This is a genomic window from Micromonospora sp. NBC_00421 (assembly GCF_036017915.1).
Classification (GTDB): Bacteria; Actinomycetota; Actinomycetes; order Mycobacteriales; family Micromonosporaceae; genus Micromonospora.
The window spans coordinates 5,688,636-5,708,714 of sequence record NZ_CP107929.1 but is presented as its reverse complement, the minus strand read 5'-3'; the positions used below and the strand labels follow the sequence as shown (position 1 = coordinate 5,708,714).

Here is a 20,079-nt window from a genome sequence, read left to right as displayed (position 1 = left end):
TGGACGGGTGCGGAGGTGAGTGGGATGTCGGACGGGTTCGTCGGTTCGGGTGACCCTGCCTACGAGGCCAAGGTGCTGATGATCTCGGTCGCGGCACGGATGGCGGGAATGCACCCGCAGACGCTGCGCCAGTACGACCGACTCGGCCTGGTGCAGGCCGGCCGGGCGGCCGGGGGCGGGCGGCGCTACAGCGTGCGCGACGTGGTGCTGCTGCGCGAGGTGCAGCGGCTCAGTCAGGACGAGGGCGTCAACCTGGCCGGCGTGAAGCGGATCATCAGCCTGGAACGCCTGGTGGAGCAGGCCCAGCAGCGGGTGGCCCGGTTGGAGGCGGAGCTGGACGCCGCGTACCGGCGGATCGCCGAGCTGGAGACGCTGGCCAGCGGCTTCTCCCGGGGTGACCTGGTGCCGACGAACCGCACCTCCACGGCGCTGGTCGTCTGGCGTCCCCGCCGCACCCCCGACCGCTGACCGGTTTTCCGGCGGTGAGGCGGTGGTTCCGGTTAGCCTATGAATCAGGTCCAACCAGTTCAATCCGGGCTCCGATGGCGGGGGGAAACCGTGGCGGAATCGGCGAAGAAGGTGGCCCGACAGGCGGAGGAGCGGCTCGACAAGGTGGCCGAGAACGTCCGGGAGAAGTTCGACCGGGTTACCCAGGGCAAGTTCTCCGACACGGTGAAGAACGGCAGGTTCGCCGACCGGGCTGATCGGACGGACCGGGCCGAACGTGGGGTGGACCAGGGGCAGGCTGTGGCGAAACGCCGGAACCAGGGCGGATCGGAGCGCTGACGATCCGCCGACGTGCGGGCCGGGACCCACGGGGGGTCCCGGCCCGTTCGCCGTCCTGCCAGGCGTGGGGCTGCGGTGTGGGCCGGACTCGCCGGTGTGGGCCGAGTTCAAACCGAACCAAACCGAATCGGATCCAAAAGAACCAATCGGACTTAATCCGACCAGGTTGTCGACTGGCCAGTCGCCGCTGGGGCCGGGTCGCTGCGGTGGGTGCGCTCGGTTGCGCTCGGTTGCGCGGGCGGGGCTCGCTGCAGATGCGGTCACTCTCCCGCCGGGGCCACTCGCCCGCCGGGTTGCTGGTCCGCAGGTACTCCGTAGATTGCGCAGAGTAACTTCCTTGCGCCATGACACACAGTGATCTGCGCGCTTCCCCTCGCATGTCTCCTTGCCCGCTTTGCTCTGCTGCCATCGGGGCGACATCTGGCATGGCCTGCGGGGTAGTAGTGAGAGCGCTCTCTTCTTGATCCGAGGTCTGGTTACCTGTCGTGACTGTCGCAGTGAGGACAGCAGAGCAAAGGGAGTGAGTGGTAGAGGGTGGGGGTGGGGTGATGGTGGCACTGCGTGATGGGTCGGAGTCGTCGTTCTTCGCTGGCCGCATCGTGGTCGCGGGGAAAGGGGGCAACACCGTTGCGTTAGGTGGTCCGGCTGTTCGTCGACCACCGCTGCCTCGCCGATCATGGAGTTGTGGTGGGTGACAGAACGCCCGTAAAGCCCCCAAGGTCGGCACCACCACTCCATGATCGCCAAGCGGGCCCACCCCGCTCCCCGATCGGGCACTTCCTGTCCCGGGTTGACCAGCCGCCCACGGCGTTAACGCAACGGTGTTGGGGAGAGGGGGCCGACGTGATCGCTCTGGCCGGGCCGGTGTGTCAGCTCAGCCGAGTCGGCGGTTCCCCCGGACCAGGCCGCCCTCGCACCAGTCGTGGTAGGTGAAGAGCTCCTGACGGGCCAGCAGCACCCGACTGTTGTACGCCCAGTTGCGCACCAACTCGTCGCCGTCGCGCTCGGCCTGCTCGACCAGTTTGCGGAAGCGCCGCCGGGGATGGGCGCGGAAGTTCGTCCGGATGCCGTCGGCCGCGTAGATGTAGAGGCAGTGCAGGGCGAACCGGCGGGCCGGGCAGGCTGGATCCATGGCCAGCTCGAAGAGGGTGGACACCAGGTGGTCACCGGCGACCAACAGGTCCCAGTCCTGGGGCAGGGAGGTCAACGGCACCGAATCGGGTTGGTACGCCCAGGCCCGCAACTCCGCCGGCGACGGGTCGACGGGGTTGGCGAAGCCGCGGAACGTCGGACCCTGCACGTTCACCGGCAACCTTCCGCTCACAGCCGCGGGGTGCCTCCGGCCATCCGCGGACCCGGGCTTGCTGGGGCGCAACGCTAGCCGCCGCTGCCCGGCCGACGGAAGACCCCACCGGGAGCAATTCGGCAACGGCTGCCCTGGTCGGGGCGACCTGGCCAGGGCAGCCGTGACCTGGCCAGGGGACCGTGCCGCCGTCTGGCCGGGTCGACCTGGCAGCCGTGGCCTGGCCAGGTCGACCGTAAGGCCTCGACCTGGCCAGGCCTGGCTCAGTCCGTGGCGGGTACCGGCCGGGGGTGCTGGGCAGCGATCCGGCGGCGCAGCCGCTGCTTGAACCAGCGCATGTCGGGCAGTCGGGCGAGCATCGGCCCGGTGATCACGGTGATCAGCACGTACGCCGTGGCGAGCGCGGCCAGCTTGGGTTCGACGGTGCCGGCGGCGACCGCCAGACCGGCGATGACGATGGAGAACTCACCGCGCGGCATCAACGCGAAGCCGGCCCGCCAACGGCCGGGCTCGGCGATGCCGGCCCGGCGGGCCGCCAGGTAGCCGGTGAGCAGCTTCGTCCCCATGGTGACCACGGCCAGCGCGATCGCGGGTAGCAGCACCGGCGGCATGTCCCGGGGGTCGGTGACCAGGCCGAAGAAGACGAAGAAGACCGCGGCGAAGAGATCCCGCAGCGGAGAGAGCAGCTCGGTGGCGTGGTGCGCCACCGGCCCGGACAGGGCGATGCCGACCAGAAACGCCCCGACCGCGGCGGAGACCTGGAGCCGGGCGGCGATGCCGGCCACCAGCAGGGTCAGGCCGAGCACCCCGAGCAGCAACGCCTCCGGGTCCTTGGCCGACAGGGCGGCGGAGATCAGGTGGCCGAAGCGGATGGCGACGACCAGGACGATCACCACGGTGAACACCGCGACACCCAGCGCGATGCCGCCCTTGACCAGGCCGACACCGGCCAGCAGTGCGGTCACCAGGGGCAGGTAGAGCGCCATCGCCAGGTCCTCGATGACCAGCACGGAGAGGATGACCGGGGTTTCCCGGTTACCGACCCGGCCGAGGTCGCCGAGCACCTTGGCGATCACCCCGGAGGACGAGATCCAGGTGATGCCGCCGAGCACCACGGCGGCCACCCAGCCCCAGCCGAGCAGCAGCGCGAAACCGAAACCGGGCAGGGCGTTGAGCGCCGCGTCGATCAGGCCGGCCGGGGCCGCCGAGCGCAGGTTGCCGACCAGCTCGTTGGCGCTGTATTCCAGGCCGAGCATGACCAGCAGCAGGATGACGCCGATCTCGGCGCCGACGGCGAAGAACTCCTCGCTCGCGGCCAGCGGGAGCAGGCCACCGTGACCGAAGGCGAGACCGGCGACCAGATAGAGGGGGATGGGGGAGACGCCGAACCGGCGGCTGAGCCGGCCGAGCAGCCCGAGTAGAAGCAGGAGCGCGCCGACCTCGATGAGCAGTGTGGTGGTTTCGTGCATCCGCCTCAGCCGTCCGGGTCACTGTCGGCGAGGATGGCTGTCACCCCGTCGAGACCCTGCCGGGTCCCGACCACGACCACCACGTCACCGGCCGCGAAGCGGAAGGTGGGATCGGGCGAGACGTTGACCTCGCCCTGCCGGAGCACCGCCACGATGGAGGCGCTGGTGCGGGTACGCGCCTTGGTGTCACCGAGTCGCTTGTTGACGTACTTCGACCCGGCCGGAATGGCGATCTGCTCGGTGAGCAGGCCGGCCGCCTGCTCGCGCAGGCCGGAGAGCTGACCCAGCATCAGCGACGCGCCGAGGATGTCGGCCAACGCCTCGGCCTCGTCGTCGGTCAGCGGGATGTCATGCTGGCAGGAGTCGGGATCGTCCGGGTCGTAGAGGACCAGGTCGCGGCGGCCATTGCGGTGGGAGACCACACCGAGCCGGCGACCGGACTCCGTCATCAGATCATGACGTACGCCGATTCCTGGTAAGGCGGTCTGTTCGACACGTACTCGCACGGACGTGAGGTTATACCCTGCCGGAAAGACCGGCCCGCCGGACGTCTGCGCTGCTGGTGGGCCCCCTGCCGTCGACACCGCCCGTGTTCGCCGACCCTCCGACCGGTAACCCTGTGGGCCGGGCGGCCGGCTCAGGACGAGGCGTCGGCGGGTGTGGCGACGAAGACTCCGACCCCTTCCAGGGTTTCGGTGAGCCCGGTGGCGCGCAGGATCATCATGGCCTTGCCGACCACGGTGTCCGACACGCTGTATTCCTTGCACAGCTGCGACCTGCTCGGCAGCTTGGTGCCGGGCGGCCACTCTCCCGAATCGATCTTGTTCTTCAGCTCGTCTGCGAGCACCTGGTACTGCTGCTTGGGCATACACACTCCCCGGATGGCACGCCCATTTGATCACGCGGGCACCTCCGACCTCAAGCAATCGTGGGTGGGTCATTGACCTACAACCGGTACCGATTGTAGGTTCGTCGTGAACGCCCCCGGATGGCACTTGGGGCGCTCGCGGTCGGGGCGGGCATCCCCCGTGGCCCGTCCCGACCAGGCCAGCGGCCCTGTCGTCGTACCGCCGAAGTGGGCTGCGACGGCAGGGCGGGCAGTCCGGCCGAGGCGACAGCGCGGCCGGGCTGCCCTTCCAGCACCGCGACACCGAGCCGTCCAACGAAGGAGCGCCATGGCGTACGAGTCGCCGCACCCACCGTCGAAGCTCGACCTTGGTCAACTCAGGTGGGGCGATATTGCGGTGTCCGAGCCATCGCGATACCGCCATTGGGCCGATATTGCTCCGGCCCGCCCGGGGCGGCGTGAGCCGGGTCGGGCGGGTGGGGAGGCGTGACCGGGCGGTATGTCGTACACCTGCCGGTGGTCGCCGCGGATCTGGCGCGGGCCAAGATGCTCGCCCGGACGGCGGCCCGCTCGCTTGCCTTCCTCGCCCACGTCGACCCCGGCGAGACCACCGTCTCCGCCGAGGATGATCAGGGGGTACGCCACCGCGTCTACTGCGACAACCGGCTGGACAGTGGTCGGCGGTGCGTGCTCCGGGCGGACCACGAGACCCCCTGCACCTCTCGCCTGCCCCGTTGGCCACCGAACGCCGCCCGCCTGCCCCGTTGACCTGAGCTGACTGTGAGCCCCTGTCTGCCTCTTGACCGGCGGGCGCCTTCCGCCGGATCAGGACGGTAGGCGCCGCCAAGCCGCCGCCCGGCCCAGCCCCTCCGAAGCGATCGCGCCCTCACGACGTAGGCGGTCCAGTACGACACGGATCGTCGGGTCACTGATGCCGGGTAGCGCCGTGCGGATGTCGGCGACCCGAAAGATGCGCGGGGCGTGGTGGAGCACGTAGTCGAGCACCCGATCCTGCTTCGAGCCGTCTGCCCGATCCGAAGCTGCGCGTTCGGCGAACATGCGATACGCGTTCGCCAAGATGCTGACGAAGTAGGTCAGCCACGGCCAGGGATCGGCCTCGCCGTCGTGCCAGCCGTGGGTCGAGTCCAGCAGTGCCTGGTAGTAGCCGTCTGCGCTCGCGGCGATCTGGTGCTCCAGGCTGACGTACCTCGACACCGAGTAGCCGGCATCCATCAGCAGGGCATTGGTGAGTGCCCGCGTCACCCTGCCGTTGCCGTCCTCGAAGGGGTGCACGACGAGGAGATCGAGTACGAAGAGGCCGACGAGGAGTACCGGATGGTGACGCCGCGCTATCGTCTCGGCCGCGTAACGATCGATCAGTTCGGCTACGAAATAGGGCGTGTCCGACGCTCGTACGGGCCGGAAGCGAACAGTCACTTCGCCGGTGGCGGCGCGGTCGACGACGTTGTCCTCGGTCTTGAACTGGCCGCCCGGCGCGGCGGTGCGGGCGAAGAGCAACTTGTGCAGATGGAGTAGGAGGCCCGGATTCAGCGGTCGCCAGGAGCCCTGGAAAAGGTAGTCCTGCGCGTCCCGGTAGCCGGCCAACTCCTGCTCGCTGCGAGTTCTCAGGTTGGTGACCCGTCCGGCGAGGATGCGATCGGCTCGGGCGCTGTCGTCGACGACGATCCCCTCGATGGCCGACGAGGCGGTGATGCTCGCTACCCGGGCCCGGTCGGCCAACTGGTTGAGTAGCCCGGGTAGCTGGTCGCGGTAGAGATCCTCCGATCCCCGGCCGACGTCCACCGTGCTCAGTGCCGTCACGACCGGGCCGGGAACGTGACCGATGCAATGGTCCAGTTTGGCGAAGCTGAGCACGGCAAACTCCCGGAAAAGTCCCCAACGGTGACGTGAATTATTTAGTTTAGTAGTTTCTTTGGGTAGTTTGCTGCGCGAGCCCCGGCGCGTTCGGTCTCGACTCATTGTGATGCGAGTCATACCAGCAGAGTTGAGCGGAATAGGCTCAACTTTGGTGGTGTCTCTTACTAGTGGACACGCCGATCCCGGGGGAGCCCATGAACACGGAACGACTCACCACCAAGAGCCGCGAAACCATCACCGGTGCCGTCGCGCTGGCCAACCAGCGTGGTCACGCCACCGTGGAATCCTGGCACCTGCTGCTGGCCCTGCTCGACACCGACGGCTCGACCGCCGCCGGCCTGCTGCGCGCCGTGGGTGCCGATCCCGCCGAGCTGCGCCGGGTCGCCCAGCGCGCGGTCGACGGGCTGCCCGCCGCGCGCGGGTCCAGCATCGCCGAGCCCACCCTGGCCCGGGAGTTCGTCAACGCCATCGGGGCCGCCGAGCAGATCGCCCGGCCGCTCGGCGACGAGTACACCTCCACCGAGCACCTGCTCGCCGGCCTGGCCCGGGTGGGTGGCGCGGTGTCCAACGCGCTGAAGTCCGCCGGGGCCACCGAGGAGAACCTGGTCGCCGCGTTCCCGACCGTGCGGGGCGGGGACCGGCGGGTCACCAGCGCCGACCCGGAGCAGACCTACCAGGCGCTCACCAAGTACGGCGTGGACCTGACCGCCAGCGCCCGGGACGGCAAGATCGACCCGGTGATCGGCCGGGATTCGGAGATCCGTCGGGTGATCCAGGTGCTCTCCCGGCGTACCAAGAACAACCCGGTGCTGATCGGCGAGCCCGGCGTCGGCAAGACGGCGATCGTCGAGGGCCTGGCCCAGCGGATCGTGGCCGGCGACGTGCCGGAATCGCTGCGGGAAAAGAAGCTGGTCTCGCTCGACCTCGGCGCGATGGTCGCCGGGGCGCAGTACCGGGGCCAGTTCGAGGAGCGGCTCAAGTCCGTCCTGGAGGAGATCAAGAACTCGAACGGGCAGGTCATCACCTTCCTCGACGAGCTGCACACCGTGGTCGGCGCGGGCAAGGGTGAAGGCTCGATGGACGCCGGCAACATGCTCAAGCCGATGCTGGCGCGCGGCGAGCTGCGGATGGTCGGCGCGACCACCCTCGACGAATACCGCGAGCACATCGAGAAGGACCCGGCCCTGGAGCGCCGCTTCCAGCCGGTGCTGGTCGGCGAGCCGACCATCGAGGACACCATCGGCATCCTGCGCGGCCTCAAGGAGCGCTACGAGGTGCACCACGGCGTCCGGATCACCGACGCCGCGCTGGTCGCCGCCGCGTCGCTGTCCGACCGCTACATCACCGACCGGTTCCTGCCGGACAAGGCGATCGACCTGGTGGACGAGTCCGCGTCCCGGCTCCGGATGGAGATCGACTCCCGGCCGGTCGAGGTGGACGAGATCGAGCGGGCCGTCCGCCGGCTGGAGATCGAGGAGATGGCGCTGGCCAAGGAGCCCGACGCCGCCTCCGCCGAGCGGCTGGAACGGCTGCGCAAGGAGTTGGCCGACAAGCGCGAGCAGCTCACCGCGCTGTCCGAGCGCTGGCAGACCGAGAAGAGCCACATCACCAAGCTCTCCACCGCCAAGGAGGAGCTGGAACGCCTGGGCGGCGAGGCCGAGCGGGCCGAGCGCGACGGCGAGCTGGAACGCGCCGCCGAGCTGCGCTACGGCCGCATTCCGGCACTGAAGGTCGAGCTGAAGCAGGCCGAGGAGGAGCTGGCCCGGCTCCAGGCCGACGGCGCGATGCTCAAGGAGGAGGTCGGCGCGGACGACATCGCCGCCGTGGTCGCCTCCTGGACCGGCATCCCCGCCGGCCGACTGCTGGAGGGCGAGACCGCCAAGCTGCTCCGGATGGAGGAGTCGCTGGGCAGCCGGGTCGTCGGCCAGGCCGAGGCCGTCGGTGCCGTCTCCGACGCGGTACGCCGGGCGCGGGCCGGCGTCGCCGACCCGGACCGCCCCACCGGCAGTTTCCTCTTCCTCGGCCCCACCGGCGTCGGCAAGACCGAGCTGGCCAAGGCGCTCGCCGAGTTTCTCTTCGACGACGAGCGGGCCATGGTCCGCATCGACATGAGCGAGTACGGCGAGAAGCACTCAGTCGCCCGCCTGGTCGGTGCCCCGCCCGGTTACGTCGGCTACGAGGAGGGTGGGCAGCTCACCGAGGCGGTGCGCCGCCGGCCGTACTCGGTGATCCTGCTGGACGAGGTGGAGAAGGCCCACCCGGACGTCTTCGACATCCTGCTCCAGGTGCTCGACGACGGGCGGCTCACCGACGGCCAGGGTCGTACCGTCGACTTCCGTAACGCGATCCTGATCCTGACGTCCAACCTGGGGTCGTCGGTGATCAGCGACCTGACGCTCGCCGAGGAGCAGCGCCGCGAGGGGGTGCTCGCGGTGGTTCGCTCGCACTTCAAGCCGGAGTTCCTCAACCGGCTCGACGACATCGTGGTCTTCGCCGCGCTGCGCGGGGACGACCTGCGGTCCATCGTCGACATCCAGCTCGACCGGTTGCGCCGCAGGCTCGGCGACCGCAGGCTGGCGCTGGACGTCACCGACACCGCCCGGACCTGGCTCGCCGAGCACGGGTACGACCCGATCTACGGTGCCCGACCGCTGCGCCGGCTGGTCCAGTCGGCCATCGGCGACCAGCTCGCCAAGGCCCTGCTGGGCGGCGTGATCCGGGACGGCGACACGGTGCGCGTCGACCTGGCCGACAGCAAGGACGGCCTGACCGTCACCCCCGCCTGACTCCCGCTCCTCCCCGCCCCTCTGTGCCCTTCCCCGCCCCTCTGTGCCCTCCCCGCCCCTCTGTGCCGGTGATCAAGAGGTTTACGTCACCGAGAGCGCTCTCCACTGCGCAAACCTCTTGATCACCGCAGTCGGACCGGGCGGGGCGCGGGGCGCGGGGCGCAGGGGCACGGTGGGGAGGGGTGGGATGGGGTTGGGCGGGATGGGGTGGGCTGGTTGGGGGCGGGGCGGGGAAAGGATGGGGACATGTTCGGGATGCGGAAGAAGAGCGGGGATCCGGAGTTGGATGCCGCCGTGCGGGAACTCGCCGGGGCGGACACCGTCGCCTTCGGCGGGGTGGGGTTCGCCGGCACGCTGTTGCCGGCGACCGAGGCGTACCGGCGGGTCGAGGAGGCGTTCGCGCAGCGTCCCCGACAGGCCCGTGAGCAGGTCGACTGGTTGCTGCGGCACGGCTCGCCGGCCGGTCGGGCGTACGCGGCGACGCTGCTGGAGGAGGTCGACCCGCCGGCGGCCCGGGACGCCTGGACGATGCTACGCGACGACGACGGCGAACTCACCACCTTCAGTGGCTGCCTGATGGGCAGCACCACGCTGGGTGGGTACGCCGCCGAACGGCTTGCCGACCACCGCACCGACGAAGACGCTCAGTAACTGACCGTTCACTCAGCAATAATTGAGTTTCCCCAGGTGCGTGGGGTGCGCGGTGTTGTTACCGTCTCCGCCGACACACTTGGGGAGGTGGTCGGGGTGAACGGTTCGCTGGCATACGTCGTGACGACGCTGGGATGTCTGATCGGGGTCGCCGGGGTCGTGGTGGCGGTGGTGGCCCTGCGCAAGGGGCGTAGGCAGACCCGCCCGACGGCGGCGAAGGACCCCTTCCGCGACACCGACTCCGACGCGCTGCGCGGTGACCCCCGCAAGCTCAAGCCCGGTGACATCGTCGAGATCCGCCAGGTGTCGTACGCGGTCCGTGGCTCGGTGCACCTGGTCGAAGGCGGCTGGAGCTGGGCCGAGCACCTGCTGGACACCGTCGAGGGCGACAAGCGCTGGCTCTCCGTCGAGGAGGACCCCGACCTGGAACTGGTGCTCTGGACGGCCGAGCCGGCCGCGACGGTCACCCCGGGCGCACCCACCCTCGACTTCGCCGGCCGCCGCTACTCCTGGGAGGAGTCCGGCCAGGCCCGCTACTCGGCCACCGGCAGCACCGGCCTCGACCCGCACGGCACGGTCCGCTACCACGACTACCGGGGGCAGGGCGGCGAGCGGCTCTCCTTCGAGGCGTACGGGGAGGCCGGCTGGGAGGTCGGCCGGGGTGAACACCTGCACCGTGCCGACGTGATGGTGTACCCGCAGGCCGGGCCGGAGGCGTCCTGATCGTGCTGGTCAGCCTGGACACCCCGTACGTCGACACCTGCGCCGCCGACCTGAGCCTGGCGCTCGGTGGCCCGCAACGCCCCGCCCTGCACGTGCGTGACCTGACCCTGCCCGGTGGCATCCGGCTCCGGCTACGCCTGCTAGGTGCGTCACACCAGGTCGTCCTTACCGCCCCGGCCGGGCTCGCCGACACGAACGTTCCGGCCGGGCGTGCCGACGCGGCCACCTCGGCCGGGTCCGGCGACGCGACGGGTCCTGACGCGGCGGGCCCCGACGCGACGGGTCCTGACGCGGCGGGTGCGCTCGTCGAGACGGTGGCCTGCCTGCCCGGTCGACCGCCGCACCTGCCCGACAGCCTGCACGACGAGGCGGGCGGCTACCGGTTCACCGCCACCGTGCTGCGCCCCGCCGAGGGTGAGCTGCACACCCGGATCACCGCGCTCCGCGCCGACCTGGCCGACCACCCGTACGCCCTGGTCGGGGTCTTTCCCGGCGACCCGGACGCGGTCACCGCGCTGGCGGTGCGCACCGATCTGCCGGCCGGGTCGGTCGGCTGGCGCACCTGGCACGCGTACCCCCAGACCAACGAACTGGTCCTGACCGAGACGACGGTGGCGCTCCCGCGAGCCCCGCAGCCGATGGTGCGAACCCCGCAGTCGCGAACGGAGGAGAAACCGTGACCTACCGACGCTGGATCGTGGTGGGGGTGGCCCTGGCGGTCATCGGCGCGCTGGTGGCCGCCTTCGCCATCTTCTACGGCAACTTCTCGCCGCGCGGCTACGTCGAGGACCGCTACACCCGGTCGGCGAGCCGGGACATCGGCGGGGACGCCGTCGCCTACACCTCGAACCGGACCCCGAGCCAGGTGGCGGAGGACATCACCGGCGCCTGGAAGCCGGCCGACCAGTACGTCGACGGCAGCGGCGTCTACCTGCGCTACGACGACGACTCGCTGGTGATCCTGCCGATCGCCGCCGGCTCGGTGATCCTGCTGGAACGGATGCGGACCGCGTACCCGCGTTACCACTCGACGGTGGGCAACCACTGGGGCTGGGGGCGGGGCAGCACGGTACGCGGTGGCGGCCCCGGCACCGGCAAGTAGCGCGAACCGATCCCGACCGAACGAACCCTGGAGCACCTGTGCAGAACCTGGTCACCGATCTGCTGGTCACCCTCGCCTACGGGGTGGTCGGCGTCGTCCTGATGGCCGTCGGCTACGTGCTTGTCGACGTGGCCACCCCGGGCAAGCTCCACGAGCAGATCTGGATCGAACGCAACCGGAACGCGGCGCTGCTGCTGGCCTCGAACCTGGCCGGCGTCGGCACCATCGTGGTCGCCGCGATCGCCGCCAGCGAGGACGACTTCCTCCTCGGCCTGGTCGGTGCCGCCGCGTACGGGATCGTCGGGCTGGTCATCATGGCGTTGGCGTTCGTGCTGCTCGACGCGTTGACCCCGGGCAAGCTGGGCGAGCTGCTGGTCGACCCGCAGCCGCACCCGGCGGTCTGGGTGTCGGCGGTGGTGCACCTCGCCACCGGCGCGGTCATCGCCGCCGCCATCAGCTGATGACCACGGCGCAACAGCCGGCGAAGCCGAAACAGAACACGGGCGCCTGGGTGGTGTGGATCGTCCTCGGCCTGGCGCTGTGCTGCGTGGGAAGCAGCCTCTTCAACCAGGACTCCGGTGGCACCGCCGTCCCCGCCCCGGCGGTTGACGAACGCGCCGACACCGTGCCGTTGCTCGCCCAGGCCACCGCCAGCCAGGGCATCTGCTACGGCTGGCGGCTGGAGGAGTCGTACGACTCGGCGGTCAGTGTCGGCTCCAATCTCGGCGACGGGGTGCCGGTGAGCGAGGACGCCCGCTGCCCGCGCTGGGTCGAGGCCCGTGCCCGGATCACCTACACCGCGGAGAGCAGCGAGAGCAGCGACTCGGCGTACGTCACAGTGGTCGGCTCGCCCGACATCGCCGCCGCCGACCTGGCCTCGGTGCAGGCCGGGCTGACCAGGTTCGGCCTGAACGACGACGTGTTCGTCGACGACCCGGGCTGGGCGGTCTGCCGGGCCGCTGTGGCGTTGCCGCTGCTGGTGGCCGAGGCCGGCGTCGCACCACCGGCCGCCACCCCGACCGTCGATCCCGGTGCCGCGGTGGCTCCGCTGCCGGAGGCCGGCAGCGACTTCTGGCGGGACCGGTGGGGTCTGCTGCTCACCGCCGCCGGCCTGCTGCTGGTCGCCGTGCTGCTGATCACCGTCGGGTTCGTGCAGCGGAGCCGGCGGCGGGCCCCGGCCCCGGCCGGGCGTACCTGGGGCAAGCCGTGACCGCCGGGACATCGGTGCCGGCCGACGGCGGCCCGGCCGCCCGGCCGCGCTGGCGGCTCGCCCGCGCGGCGGTGCTGGTCGCGGTCTTCGTCTGCGCCGCCTGCGGCCTGGTGTACGAGCTGGCGCTTGTCGCGCTCGGCAGCTACCTGATCGGTGACACGGTCGGGCAGGCGTCGATCGTGCTCGGCGTGATGGTCTTCGCGATGGGGGTCGGCGCGCTGGTCGCCAAGCCGTTGCAGCCCCGGGCCGCCGCCGCGTTCGCGGTGATCGAGCTGACCCTCGCCCTGCTCGGCGGCCTGTCGGTGCTCGGCCTATACGCCGCCTTCGCCTGGCTCGACCTGTACGGCCCGGCGCTGGTCGGCACGGCCTTCGTGCTGGGCCTGCTGATCGGCGCGGAGATCCCGTTGCTGATGGTGATGCTGCAACGCATCCGCGAGCAGGCCGCCGGCAGCGCGGTCGCCGACCTGTTCGCCGCCGACTACGTCGGCGCACTACTCGGTGGGCTCGCCTTCCCGTTCCTGCTGATCCCGGTCTTCGGCCAGCTCAAGGGCGCGTTGGTGGTCGGCGCGGTGAACGCGGTCGCCGGCCTGGCCCTGGTCTGCACGGTGTTCCGCGCCGAGCTGAGCCGGCGGGCCCGGCTCGTGCTGGGCGCCGGCTCCGTCGTGGTCGCCCTCTGCCTCGGGTACGCCTGGGTCACCGCCGCCGACTTCGAGGTGACCAGCCGCCAGCAGCTCTACCGGGACCCGGTGGTGCACGCCGAACGCTCCCGCTACCAGGAGATCGTGCTGACCCGGTCGGTGCGCGAGGTCGGCCACCCCGACACCGACCTGCGGCTGTTCCTCAACGGCGACCTCCAGTTCAGCTCGATCGACGAGTACCGCTACCACGAGGCGCTCGTCCATCCGGCGATGCGCGGCCCGCGCGGTGAGGTGCTGGTCCTCGGTGCCGGCGACGGGCTCGCGGTCCGCGAGATCCTGCGTTACCCGGACGTGCGCCGGGTGACAGTGGTCGACCTCGACCCGGCGGTGGTGGCGCTGGCCCGCTCCGAGCCGCAGTTGCGGGCGCTCAACGGCGGCTCCCTCGACGACCCCCGGGTACGGGTGCTCAACACCGACGCGTTCGGCTGGCTGCGTACCGCCGCCGAACGCTTCGACGTGGTCGTCGCCGACCTGCCCGACCCGGACGAGACGGCCACCGCCAAGCTCTACACAGTCGAGTTCTACGCGCTGATCCGCTCGGTGCTCGCCGAGGGCGGCCGGCTGGTGGTGCAGTCCGGGTCGCCGTACTTCGCGCCCAGGTCGTACTGGTCGATCGAGGCGTCGGTACGCGAGGCCGGCTTCGCCACCGTGCCTTACCACGTCGACGTGCCGTCGTTCGGCGACTGGGGGTTCGTGCTCGCCGCGCCGGGCGGCACCCCGCCGGTGCTGGAGCTGCCGGCCGACCCGCCCCGGCTGCGGTTCCTCGACCCGGCGGTGCTGCGGGCGGCGGCGGCCTTCCCCGCCGACCGGGCCCGCCTCGACGTGCCCGCCTCCACCCTGTTGCGGCCCAGGGTGCTCGACTACGCCCGCAGTGAGTGGCGCGGCTACTAGCCTCGGACAGGTGTCACCGTCGTCGCGCCGCCGGCTGCCACCGCGTGCGGTGGACGCGGCGGCGTACCTCCAGGCATTCGTGCTGTCCGGGGTGGCGACGGTGCTGGTCACCCGGGCCTTCCTGCGCGCCACCGGCTACCCGCAGCTCGGCGGCGGTGGTCTGCACATCGCGCACGTGCTCTGGGGTGGTCTGCTGATGACCGTCGGCCTGGGTGTGGCGCTGGTCTTCCTGGGCGGGGCCGCCCGGATGACCGGCGCGGTGCTCGCCGGGGTCGGCTTCGGGCTCTTCATCGACGAGGTCGGCAAGTTCGTCACCGCCGGCACCAACTACTTCTACCGACCGGCCGCCGGGATCATCTACGCCGTCTTCGCCCTGCTGGTGGTGATCACCCAGGCGCTGCGCGACCGGCTGCGCCTGACCCCGGGGGAACGGGTGGCGAACGCGTTGGACGTGATCGTCGGCGGGGTCGGCCGGGGGCTCACCGACCGGCGGCGGATCGCCACCCTGCGGCTGGTCCGGGGTGCCGGCCCGGAGGTCGAGTCGGCGGTGTCCGCGTTGCTCGACGTGGTGCCGCGCCGGGAACCGCCGCCGCAGCGGTTCTGGCAGCCCTGGGTGGCCCGACTGCGGGCCGCGCTGATCCGGCTGACCGCCCAGCGCTGGGTGGTCCTGCTGGTGGTGGCCTACCTGGTCGTCGAGCCGGTGGCGACGGTGGTCGGGGTGGTGACCGAGGGGGTGGCTGGCGAGCTGGACCAGGCCGGGGAGTGGGGCGCGGTGCTCGGGGTGTCCGCCTCGGCGCTGGTCGCCGCCGTGCTGAGCATCCGCGCGGCGTTCCTGCTCCGGCACGACCGGCGGGCCGCGTTCCGGCTGTTCAAGCTGGCCCTCCTGGTCGACCTGCTGTTCGGGCAGATCTTCAACTTCACGGTCAACCAGTTCGACGCGGTGACCGGGCTCGCGGTGGACCTGCTCCTGCTCGCCGTGGTGACCGCCGAACACCGTCGACTGGTCCGCGAGTCGTGACCGGGCGAGCAGGCGGACTGATCCGGTTCGGTCGCGGACCGGTGCCCGGCGCGGTGATGATTCGGCAGGTCGATCATCGGGTACGGCTCCGTCGTACCCGGTGCGACGGGACTGCGGACGTTACCGTGGTGCGGTGATCTAGGAAGGAGAATCATGGTCGATTCCCACAGCACGCCCGCCCGGACCCGCCCGGGTCTGGTGACACTCTCCAGCTATCTGCTGATGTTGTTCGCGGCGCTCCAACTGATCGGGTTGATCCTCACCCTGTCGATCAGCGGCAAGCTCCGCCAGGCGTTCGAGGACGCGTTCCAGGGGACCGCGAGCGAGGTCGAGGGGCTCGGCACCGCCGTGGTGGTCTTCGCCGTCGGCGCGTCCGCGGTCCTGCTGCTGATCGCGATCGCCCTCGTCGTCCTGGCGATCTTCAACAACCGGGGCAAGAACGGCAGCCGGATCGCCACCTGGGTGGTCGGCGGCATCATGGTCTGCTGCGTCGGCGGCGGACTGGTCAACGGTGCCGCGGGCTTCAGCGGTTCCGCCGGCTCCACCTCCGGCGACGCGCCGAGCGCCGAGGAGTTGGAGCGCAGCATGAACGCCGTGCTGCCCTCCTGGTACAACCCGGTGAGCACCCTGCTCGGCGTGCTCAGCCTGCTCGCCCTGCTGGCGGCGCTTATCCTGCTCGCCCTGCCGAAGTCCAACGAGTTCTTCCGCAAGCCCAAGACGGGTGGTTGGGAGCCGCCGGTTCCCGGTGCCGCCTACCCGGCCGCCCCGGGTTACCCGGCGACCCCGGGTTACCCGGCCACGCCCGGCTACCCGCAGGCCGGTGCCCCCGGCCAGTCGTCGGCCCCGGGTCAGCCCGGTCCGTCGTCGGCGTCCACCCCTGGCGTGCCGGACCAGCCGCAGCCGTCCGACGGCTCGTCCTGGCAGCCGCCGTCGGGTGGGGAGCCGGACCGGCCCGCCGGAGGCAGCGGACCGGACGACCCGCAGCGCCCCGCCGGCAGTTGACGGGCGCGTAACGGCGACATCGACGATTCCCTCCGAGTAGGTTGCTCACCGACGCCTACCGGAGGGAATCGTCGTGTCGTACCCGGATCAGGTGCCGGTTCGCCGGCCGGTCGCCGTCACCACGGCGGCGGCGCTGCTCGGGCTGATGGCGCTCGTCGCCGGGGTCTACGCCGTGACCACCCTGCTCGCCCTGGGCGGCACGATCGACAGGTTCCGGGCCGCCGCCACCGGCACCGCCGCCGACCCGGGCGACATCGACGGCGTGGTCCGGCTGCTGAGGCTCGGCACGATCGGCGCGGCGATGTTGACGGTGCTGGTGGGGTTGCTGCTGGTCGGCCTGGCCGGTGGGCTGCTCGCCCGACGGCGGGCGGCCAGGATCGGCGTCTGGGTGGTCTGCGGGCTGGGCCTGCTCGCCGGTGGGTGCGCACTTGTCACACTTGTCGGTCAGCGGGCCAGGCCGCTGCGGCTGGGCGTCGGTGACCGGGGCGTGGCCGACCTGTTCGGCACCCTCGGCGACGCCTACCCGTCCTGGTGGGTCCCGGCGAACGCGGGGGTCTCGGCGGGCCAGGCCCTCGGCTACCTGGTGGTGGCCGCGCTGCTGGCCCTGCCGCCGGCGAACGCCTGGTTCGCCCGCCGCAGAGCTGAGGAGCAACAGTGACCGCCGACCGAACGGCTGCGGGCCGCGCCGCGTTGATCACCGGTGCCACCGCCGGGATCGGCGAGTCGTTCGCCCGGCACCTCGCCGCCGAGGGCTGGGAGCTGATCCTGGTGGCCCGGGACGCCGCCCGGCTCGACGCGACCGCCGCCGAGCTGACCGGCCGGTACGGCAACCGGGTGGAGACCCTTGCGGCCGATCTGTCCACCGACGACGGTAGTGCCCGGGTGGAACGGCGGCTCGCCACCGGCGACCCGGTGCACCTGCTGGTCAACAATGCGGGAACCAGCCTCAGCCGGCCGTTTCTGCGCTCCACCGTCGCGGACGAGACCCGATTGCTCCGGCTGAATGTGCACGCGGTGATGCGGCTTACTCTTGCGGCCCTCGGACCCATGACCAGCCGCGGCGATGGGACAGTGATAAATGTCTCTTCGGTCGCCGGGTTCGGCCCGGTGATGCCGGGCTCCACCTATCCGGCCAGCAAGGCCTGGGTCACCAGTTTCAGCGAGTCGATCGGGGAATCGGTACGCGCGTCGGGCGTGCACGTGATGGCGCTCTGCCCCGGCTACACCCGTACCGGCTATCACGAACGCACCGGCATCGACATGTCCGGCATGCCGGGGTGGATCTGGCTGCGGGCCGACGACGTGGTCGCCGAGGCCCTACGTGACCTGCGGAAAGGCAAGACCGTAAGCGTTCCCGACTGGAAGTACAAGCTGGCCGTGGCGAGCCTGCGGCACATACCGCGACGGCTGTTGCGCGGTGCGTTCCGGGACCGGCGGGGACGGGTCGATCCGACCGGGGGATGACTGTTCGTCGGTGCCGGACCGTGCCCGGACGGCCTGACATCGAACCACAACTCTGCCGGTGCGGTCGCGCAGCGTAGCGGTCCATCGCCAGTCATCGGTCGCTCGTGTGGTCGATCCGGGTGGGGCGCACACACGACGCACAGACTTGCGCAGTACCCTCTATCGCCATGGGGGACCACGACGACCTGCGTAAATTCATCACTGACCTGGCTGTGGTCCATGGCCGGGTCGTGCTCTCCTCGGGGCGGGAGGCGGAGTGGTACGTCGATCTGCGTCGCGTGACTCTCCATCACCGGGCCGCTCCCCTGGTGGGTCGGGTGATGCGCGAGCTGACCGCCGACTGGAATTACGACGCGGTCGGTGGGTTGACCCTGGGTGCCGATCCGATCGGCATCTCGATGTTGCACGCCGCCGCGGAGACCGACCGCCCCCTGGACGCCTTCGTCGTCCGCAAGGCCGGCAAGGCGCATGGTCTCCAACGGCGGATCGAGGGTCCTGAGGTGGCCGGCCGGCGGGTACTGGCGGTGGAGGACACCTCGACGACGGGCGGCAGTGTGTTGACGGCCGTCGAAGCACTACGCGAGGCCGGGGCGGAGGTCGTGGGCGTGGCGGTTGTCGTCGATCGCGGCGCCGGCGACGTGGTACGAGCCGCCGGACTGCCGTATCGGGCGGCCTATACGTTGGCTGACCTCGGCCTTGTGGCGTGAAAATTTGCCGATTCGGATCTGCTGATATGCAGGCGGATCGATGCTGCTGGTGGAAGGATGGAATACGTGGGAACTGCGTTGGCTGAAATGACCATGCCTCAGATCTCGCCGCTTGCCGGCGAGCCGATCGAACGTGCCGACGCCGAGCGGCTGGCGGGGGTCCTCAAGGCCCTTGCCGACCCCGCCCGGCTGCGGCTGCTCAGCCTGATCCAGTCGGCGCCCGAGGGCGAAGCGTGCGTGTGTGACCTCACCGCGCCGCTCGGCCTCTCGCAGCCGACGGTCAGCCACCACCTCCGCATCCTCACCGAGGCCGGCTTGCTGGAGCGGGAGAAGCGTGGTGTGTGGGCCTACTACCGGCTGGTGCCGTCGGCGATCGCCACGATCGCCGACCTCCTCACGCCGCCGCGCAAGCGGGCCACCAAGAAGGCCCGCTGACTGCACCCGTCGTCCCGGCCAGGGGCGACGTCCGATGGCGTACCAGGGGTGGCGTCATCGGGTGGTGACGGTTGTCCGTCACCGGTCAGTTCGCTGATCCACCACCGTGCCCGCGGTGGCGTACGTGTACGCGTACGGCCGGTCCTCTCCCCGAGGACCGGCCGTTCGTCGTCCGCCGGTCAGCGGCCCTGACCGTGCTCCGGGTACCGCCCACCGTCCTGCGGCGGGGACTGACCGTAGGTCTGCGGTGGGAACTGCTGGTCGTGCGGCTGCCGGGGCTGGTCGTGGTGGTGGTGCTCGACGGTGTCCCGGACGGCCTCCACCGCCCCCACCGCGCTCGCGGCGGCGACCACGGCGACTGCCTCACCGCGCCGACGCGCCTTCCGGTCGCGGAGGAACTCGAAGAAGATCGGCAGCACCGAGATCAGGATGATCAGCGCGACCACCGGCAGGATGTACCTGTCGATCTTGTCGCCGATGGCGTTGTAGATCTGGTCGGCGAGCAGGTAGCCGATCAGCAGGATGCCGTCCACCCAGAGGATCGCGCCGACGACGTTCCAGAGGAAGAACTGCTTCGCCGGCATCCCGAGCGCACCCGCCACCGGGTTGAGGAACGTCCGCACGATCGGGATGAACCGGGCCAGCACCACGGCCTTGGCCGGGCCGAACTTCTGGAAGTAGAACTCCGCCTTCTCCACGTACTCCTTCTTGAAGAGCCGGGAGTTGGGGCGCTCGAACATCCGCCGGCCGTAGCGGGCACCGAGCCAGTGCCCGAGCTGGGCGCCGGCGATCGCGCAGAGCGGCCCACCGATCAGCAGTCCGACCAGGGAGAGCCGGGTGCCGCTGCCGAAGATCGCGTCGGCCACCGGCGAGGCGGCGACCCCGGCCAGGAAGAGCAGCGAGTCACCGGGGAAGAAGAACCCCACCAGCAGCCCGGTCTCGGCGAAGAGGATCACCCACACGCCGACCAGACCGAAGGTCTGGAGCAGATCCTTAGGGTCGAGCGGATTCAGCGCGACCGTCTCGGTCATCATCCGGGTCTTCTCACCTGTGTCCACGGCCACACACCATACCGAGCCCGCGAAGGGGCCGGTCGCGGCACTCGTCCC

Annotated in this window: 23 protein-coding genes; 17 read left to right on the top strand and 6 right to left on the bottom strand. The window is 70.9% G+C overall.

Annotation, left to right across the window (positions count from 1 at the left end; translation table 11 throughout):
• Nucleotides 1-24 precede the first annotated feature (24 nt).
• On the top strand, nt 25-468 hold the full coding sequence (locus OHQ87_RS24360) for a heat shock protein transcriptional repressor HspR (protein WP_328341493.1): 444 nt from the start codon (nt 25-27) through the stop codon (nt 466-468).
• 90 nt (nt 469-558) lie between these two features.
• The gene (locus OHQ87_RS24355; RefSeq protein ID WP_328341491.1) at nt 559-786 is read left to right on the top strand and encodes a hypothetical protein; all 228 of its coding nucleotides are present in this window, start codon (nt 559-561) and stop codon (nt 784-786) included.
• Between the two features lie 874 nt (nt 787-1,660).
• Here the strand turns inward: OHQ87_RS24355 and OHQ87_RS24350 are convergent.
• The 4 genes from OHQ87_RS24350 to OHQ87_RS24335 form a co-directional block, all read right to left on the bottom strand.
• A complete protein-coding gene (locus OHQ87_RS24350) occupies nt 1,661-2,092 on the bottom strand; it encodes a hypothetical protein (RefSeq protein WP_328341489.1) in 432 nt (143 codons plus the stop codon).
• Nucleotides 2,093-2,352: 260 nt separating this feature from the next.
• Entirely contained in the window at nt 2,353-3,558 is a 1,206-nt protein-coding gene (locus tag OHQ87_RS24345; protein WP_328341487.1) for a cation:proton antiporter, read from the bottom strand.
• Nucleotides 3,559-3,563: 5 nt separating this feature from the next.
• A complete protein-coding gene (locus tag OHQ87_RS24340) occupies nt 3,564-4,064 on the bottom strand; it encodes a cation:proton antiporter regulatory subunit (protein ID WP_088641912.1) in 501 nt (166 codons plus the stop codon).
• Between the two features lie 131 nt (nt 4,065-4,195).
• Nucleotides 4,196-4,426 carry a winged helix-turn-helix domain-containing protein gene (locus OHQ87_RS24335; RefSeq protein ID WP_091252208.1) on the bottom strand — a complete coding sequence of 77 codons (231 nt, stop codon included), beginning with the start codon at nt 4,424-4,426 and terminating at the stop codon, nt 4,196-4,198.
• 465 nt (nt 4,427-4,891) lie between these two features.
• Here OHQ87_RS24335 and OHQ87_RS24330 point away from each other — a divergent pair, with 465 nt between their 5' ends.
• Nucleotides 4,892-5,173: a hypothetical protein gene (locus tag OHQ87_RS24330; protein WP_328341481.1), complete on the top strand. Its 282-nt coding sequence runs from the start codon at nt 4,892-4,894 to the stop codon at nt 5,171-5,173.
• 57 nt (nt 5,174-5,230) lie between these two features.
• Here the strand turns inward: OHQ87_RS24330 and OHQ87_RS24325 are convergent, their stop codons facing one another.
• Nucleotides 5,231-6,280: a Fic family protein gene (locus OHQ87_RS24325; protein ID WP_328341479.1), complete on the bottom strand. Its 1,050-nt coding sequence runs from the start codon at nt 6,278-6,280 to the stop codon at nt 5,231-5,233.
• A 197-nt stretch (nt 6,281-6,477) separates the two neighbouring features.
• Between OHQ87_RS24325 and clpB the strand changes: the two genes are divergently transcribed.
• From clpB to OHQ87_RS24255, 14 genes are all read left to right on the top strand, one after another.
• Nucleotides 6,478-9,069, top strand: coding sequence for an ATP-dependent chaperone ClpB (gene clpB / locus OHQ87_RS24320; RefSeq protein ID WP_328341477.1), 2,592 nt, complete (start codon nt 6,478-6,480; stop codon nt 9,067-9,069).
• Between the two features lie 246 nt (nt 9,070-9,315).
• A complete protein-coding gene (locus OHQ87_RS24315; protein WP_328341475.1) occupies nt 9,316-9,720 on the top strand; it encodes a hypothetical protein in 405 nt (134 codons plus the stop codon).
• A 96-nt stretch (nt 9,721-9,816) separates the two neighbouring features.
• The gene (locus tag OHQ87_RS24310; protein ID WP_328341473.1) at nt 9,817-10,443 is read left to right on the top strand and encodes a DUF4178 domain-containing protein; all 627 of its coding nucleotides are present in this window, start codon (nt 9,817-9,819) and stop codon (nt 10,441-10,443) included.
• A 2-nt stretch (nt 10,444-10,445) separates the two neighbouring features.
• Entirely contained in the window at nt 10,446-11,123 is a 678-nt protein-coding gene (locus OHQ87_RS24305; protein ID WP_328341471.1) for a DUF2617 family protein, read from the top strand.
• Complete coding sequence (locus OHQ87_RS24300) at nt 11,120-11,545, top strand: DUF4247 domain-containing protein (RefSeq protein ID WP_328341469.1); 426 nt, start codon at nt 11,120-11,122, stop codon at nt 11,543-11,545. Before OHQ87_RS24305 ends, OHQ87_RS24300 begins: the two co-directional genes overlap by 4 nt.
• Nucleotides 11,546-11,583: 38 nt before the next feature.
• A complete protein-coding gene (locus tag OHQ87_RS24295) occupies nt 11,584-12,006 on the top strand; it encodes a DUF350 domain-containing protein (RefSeq protein ID WP_328341467.1) in 423 nt (140 codons plus the stop codon).
• A 53-nt stretch (nt 12,007-12,059) separates the two neighbouring features.
• Nucleotides 12,060-12,755, top strand: a complete 696-nt coding sequence (locus tag OHQ87_RS24290; RefSeq protein WP_442930854.1) for a hypothetical protein — start codon at nt 12,060-12,062, stop codon at nt 12,753-12,755.
• Complete coding sequence (locus tag OHQ87_RS24285; protein WP_328341463.1) at nt 12,752-14,344, top strand: polyamine aminopropyltransferase; 1,593 nt, start codon at nt 12,752-12,754, stop codon at nt 14,342-14,344. The genes OHQ87_RS24290 and OHQ87_RS24285 overlap by 4 nt, the downstream gene beginning before the upstream one ends.
• 34 nt (nt 14,345-14,378) lie before the next feature.
• Nucleotides 14,379-15,362, top strand: coding sequence for a hypothetical protein (locus OHQ87_RS24280; protein ID WP_328348979.1), 984 nt, complete (start codon nt 14,379-14,381; stop codon nt 15,360-15,362).
• A gap of 153 nt (nt 15,363-15,515) precedes the next feature.
• The gene (locus tag OHQ87_RS24275) at nt 15,516-16,364 is read left to right on the top strand and encodes a hypothetical protein (RefSeq protein ID WP_328341461.1); all 849 of its coding nucleotides are present in this window, start codon (nt 15,516-15,518) and stop codon (nt 16,362-16,364) included.
• Nucleotides 16,365-16,437: 73 nt separating this feature from the next.
• Nucleotides 16,438-17,022, top strand: a complete 585-nt coding sequence (locus tag OHQ87_RS24270; RefSeq protein WP_328341459.1) for a hypothetical protein — start codon at nt 16,438-16,440, stop codon at nt 17,020-17,022.
• Nucleotides 17,019-17,828: an SDR family NAD(P)-dependent oxidoreductase gene (locus OHQ87_RS24265; protein ID WP_328341457.1), complete on the top strand. Its 810-nt coding sequence runs from the start codon at nt 17,019-17,021 to the stop codon at nt 17,826-17,828. Before OHQ87_RS24270 ends, OHQ87_RS24265 begins: the two co-directional genes overlap by 4 nt.
• A 167-nt stretch (nt 17,829-17,995) precedes the next feature.
• Nucleotides 17,996-18,535 carry an orotate phosphoribosyltransferase gene (pyrE, locus tag OHQ87_RS24260; protein WP_328341455.1) on the top strand — a complete coding sequence of 180 codons (540 nt, stop codon included), beginning with the start codon at nt 17,996-17,998 and terminating at the stop codon, nt 18,533-18,535.
• 57 nt (nt 18,536-18,592) lie between these two features.
• Entirely contained in the window at nt 18,593-18,970 is a 378-nt protein-coding gene (locus OHQ87_RS24255) for an ArsR/SmtB family transcription factor (protein WP_007454255.1), read from the top strand.
• Nucleotides 18,971-19,149: 179 nt separating this feature from the next.
• Here the strand turns inward: OHQ87_RS24255 and OHQ87_RS24250 are convergent, their stop codons facing one another.
• Nucleotides 19,150-20,001: a DedA family protein gene (locus OHQ87_RS24250; RefSeq protein ID WP_328348978.1), complete on the bottom strand. Its 852-nt coding sequence runs from the start codon at nt 19,999-20,001 to the stop codon at nt 19,150-19,152.
• Nucleotides 20,002-20,079: the final 78 nt, after the last annotated feature.

Excerpts from the sequence above, each read along its gene's own strand:
- OHQ87_RS24335 (WP_091252208.1), bottom strand. The coding sequence starts at position 4,426 with ATGCCCAAGCAGCAGTACCAGGTGCTCGCAGACGAGCTGAAGAACAAG.
- OHQ87_RS24275 (WP_328341461.1), top strand. The coding sequence starts at position 15,516 with ATGGTCGATTCCCACAGCACGCCCGCCCGGACCCGCCCGGGTCTGGTG.
- OHQ87_RS24315 (WP_328341475.1), top strand. The coding sequence starts at position 9,316 with ATGTTCGGGATGCGGAAGAAGAGCGGGGATCCGGAGTTGGATGCCGCC.
- OHQ87_RS24250 (WP_328348978.1), bottom strand. The coding sequence starts at position 20,001 with ATGACCGAGACGGTCGCGCTGAATCCGCTCGACCCTAAGGATCTGCTC.
- OHQ87_RS24345 (WP_328341487.1), bottom strand. The coding sequence starts at position 3,558 with ATGCACGAAACCACCACACTGCTCATCGAGGTCGGCGCGCTCCTGCTT.
- clpB (WP_328341477.1), top strand. The coding sequence starts at position 6,478 with ATGAACACGGAACGACTCACCACCAAGAGCCGCGAAACCATCACCGGT.
- pyrE (WP_328341455.1), top strand. The coding sequence starts at position 17,996 with ATGGGGGACCACGACGACCTGCGTAAATTCATCACTGACCTGGCTGTG.
- OHQ87_RS24360 (WP_328341493.1), top strand. The coding sequence starts at position 25 with ATGTCGGACGGGTTCGTCGGTTCGGGTGACCCTGCCTACGAGGCCAAG.
- OHQ87_RS24255 (WP_007454255.1), top strand. The coding sequence starts at position 18,593 with ATGGAATACGTGGGAACTGCGTTGGCTGAAATGACCATGCCTCAGATC.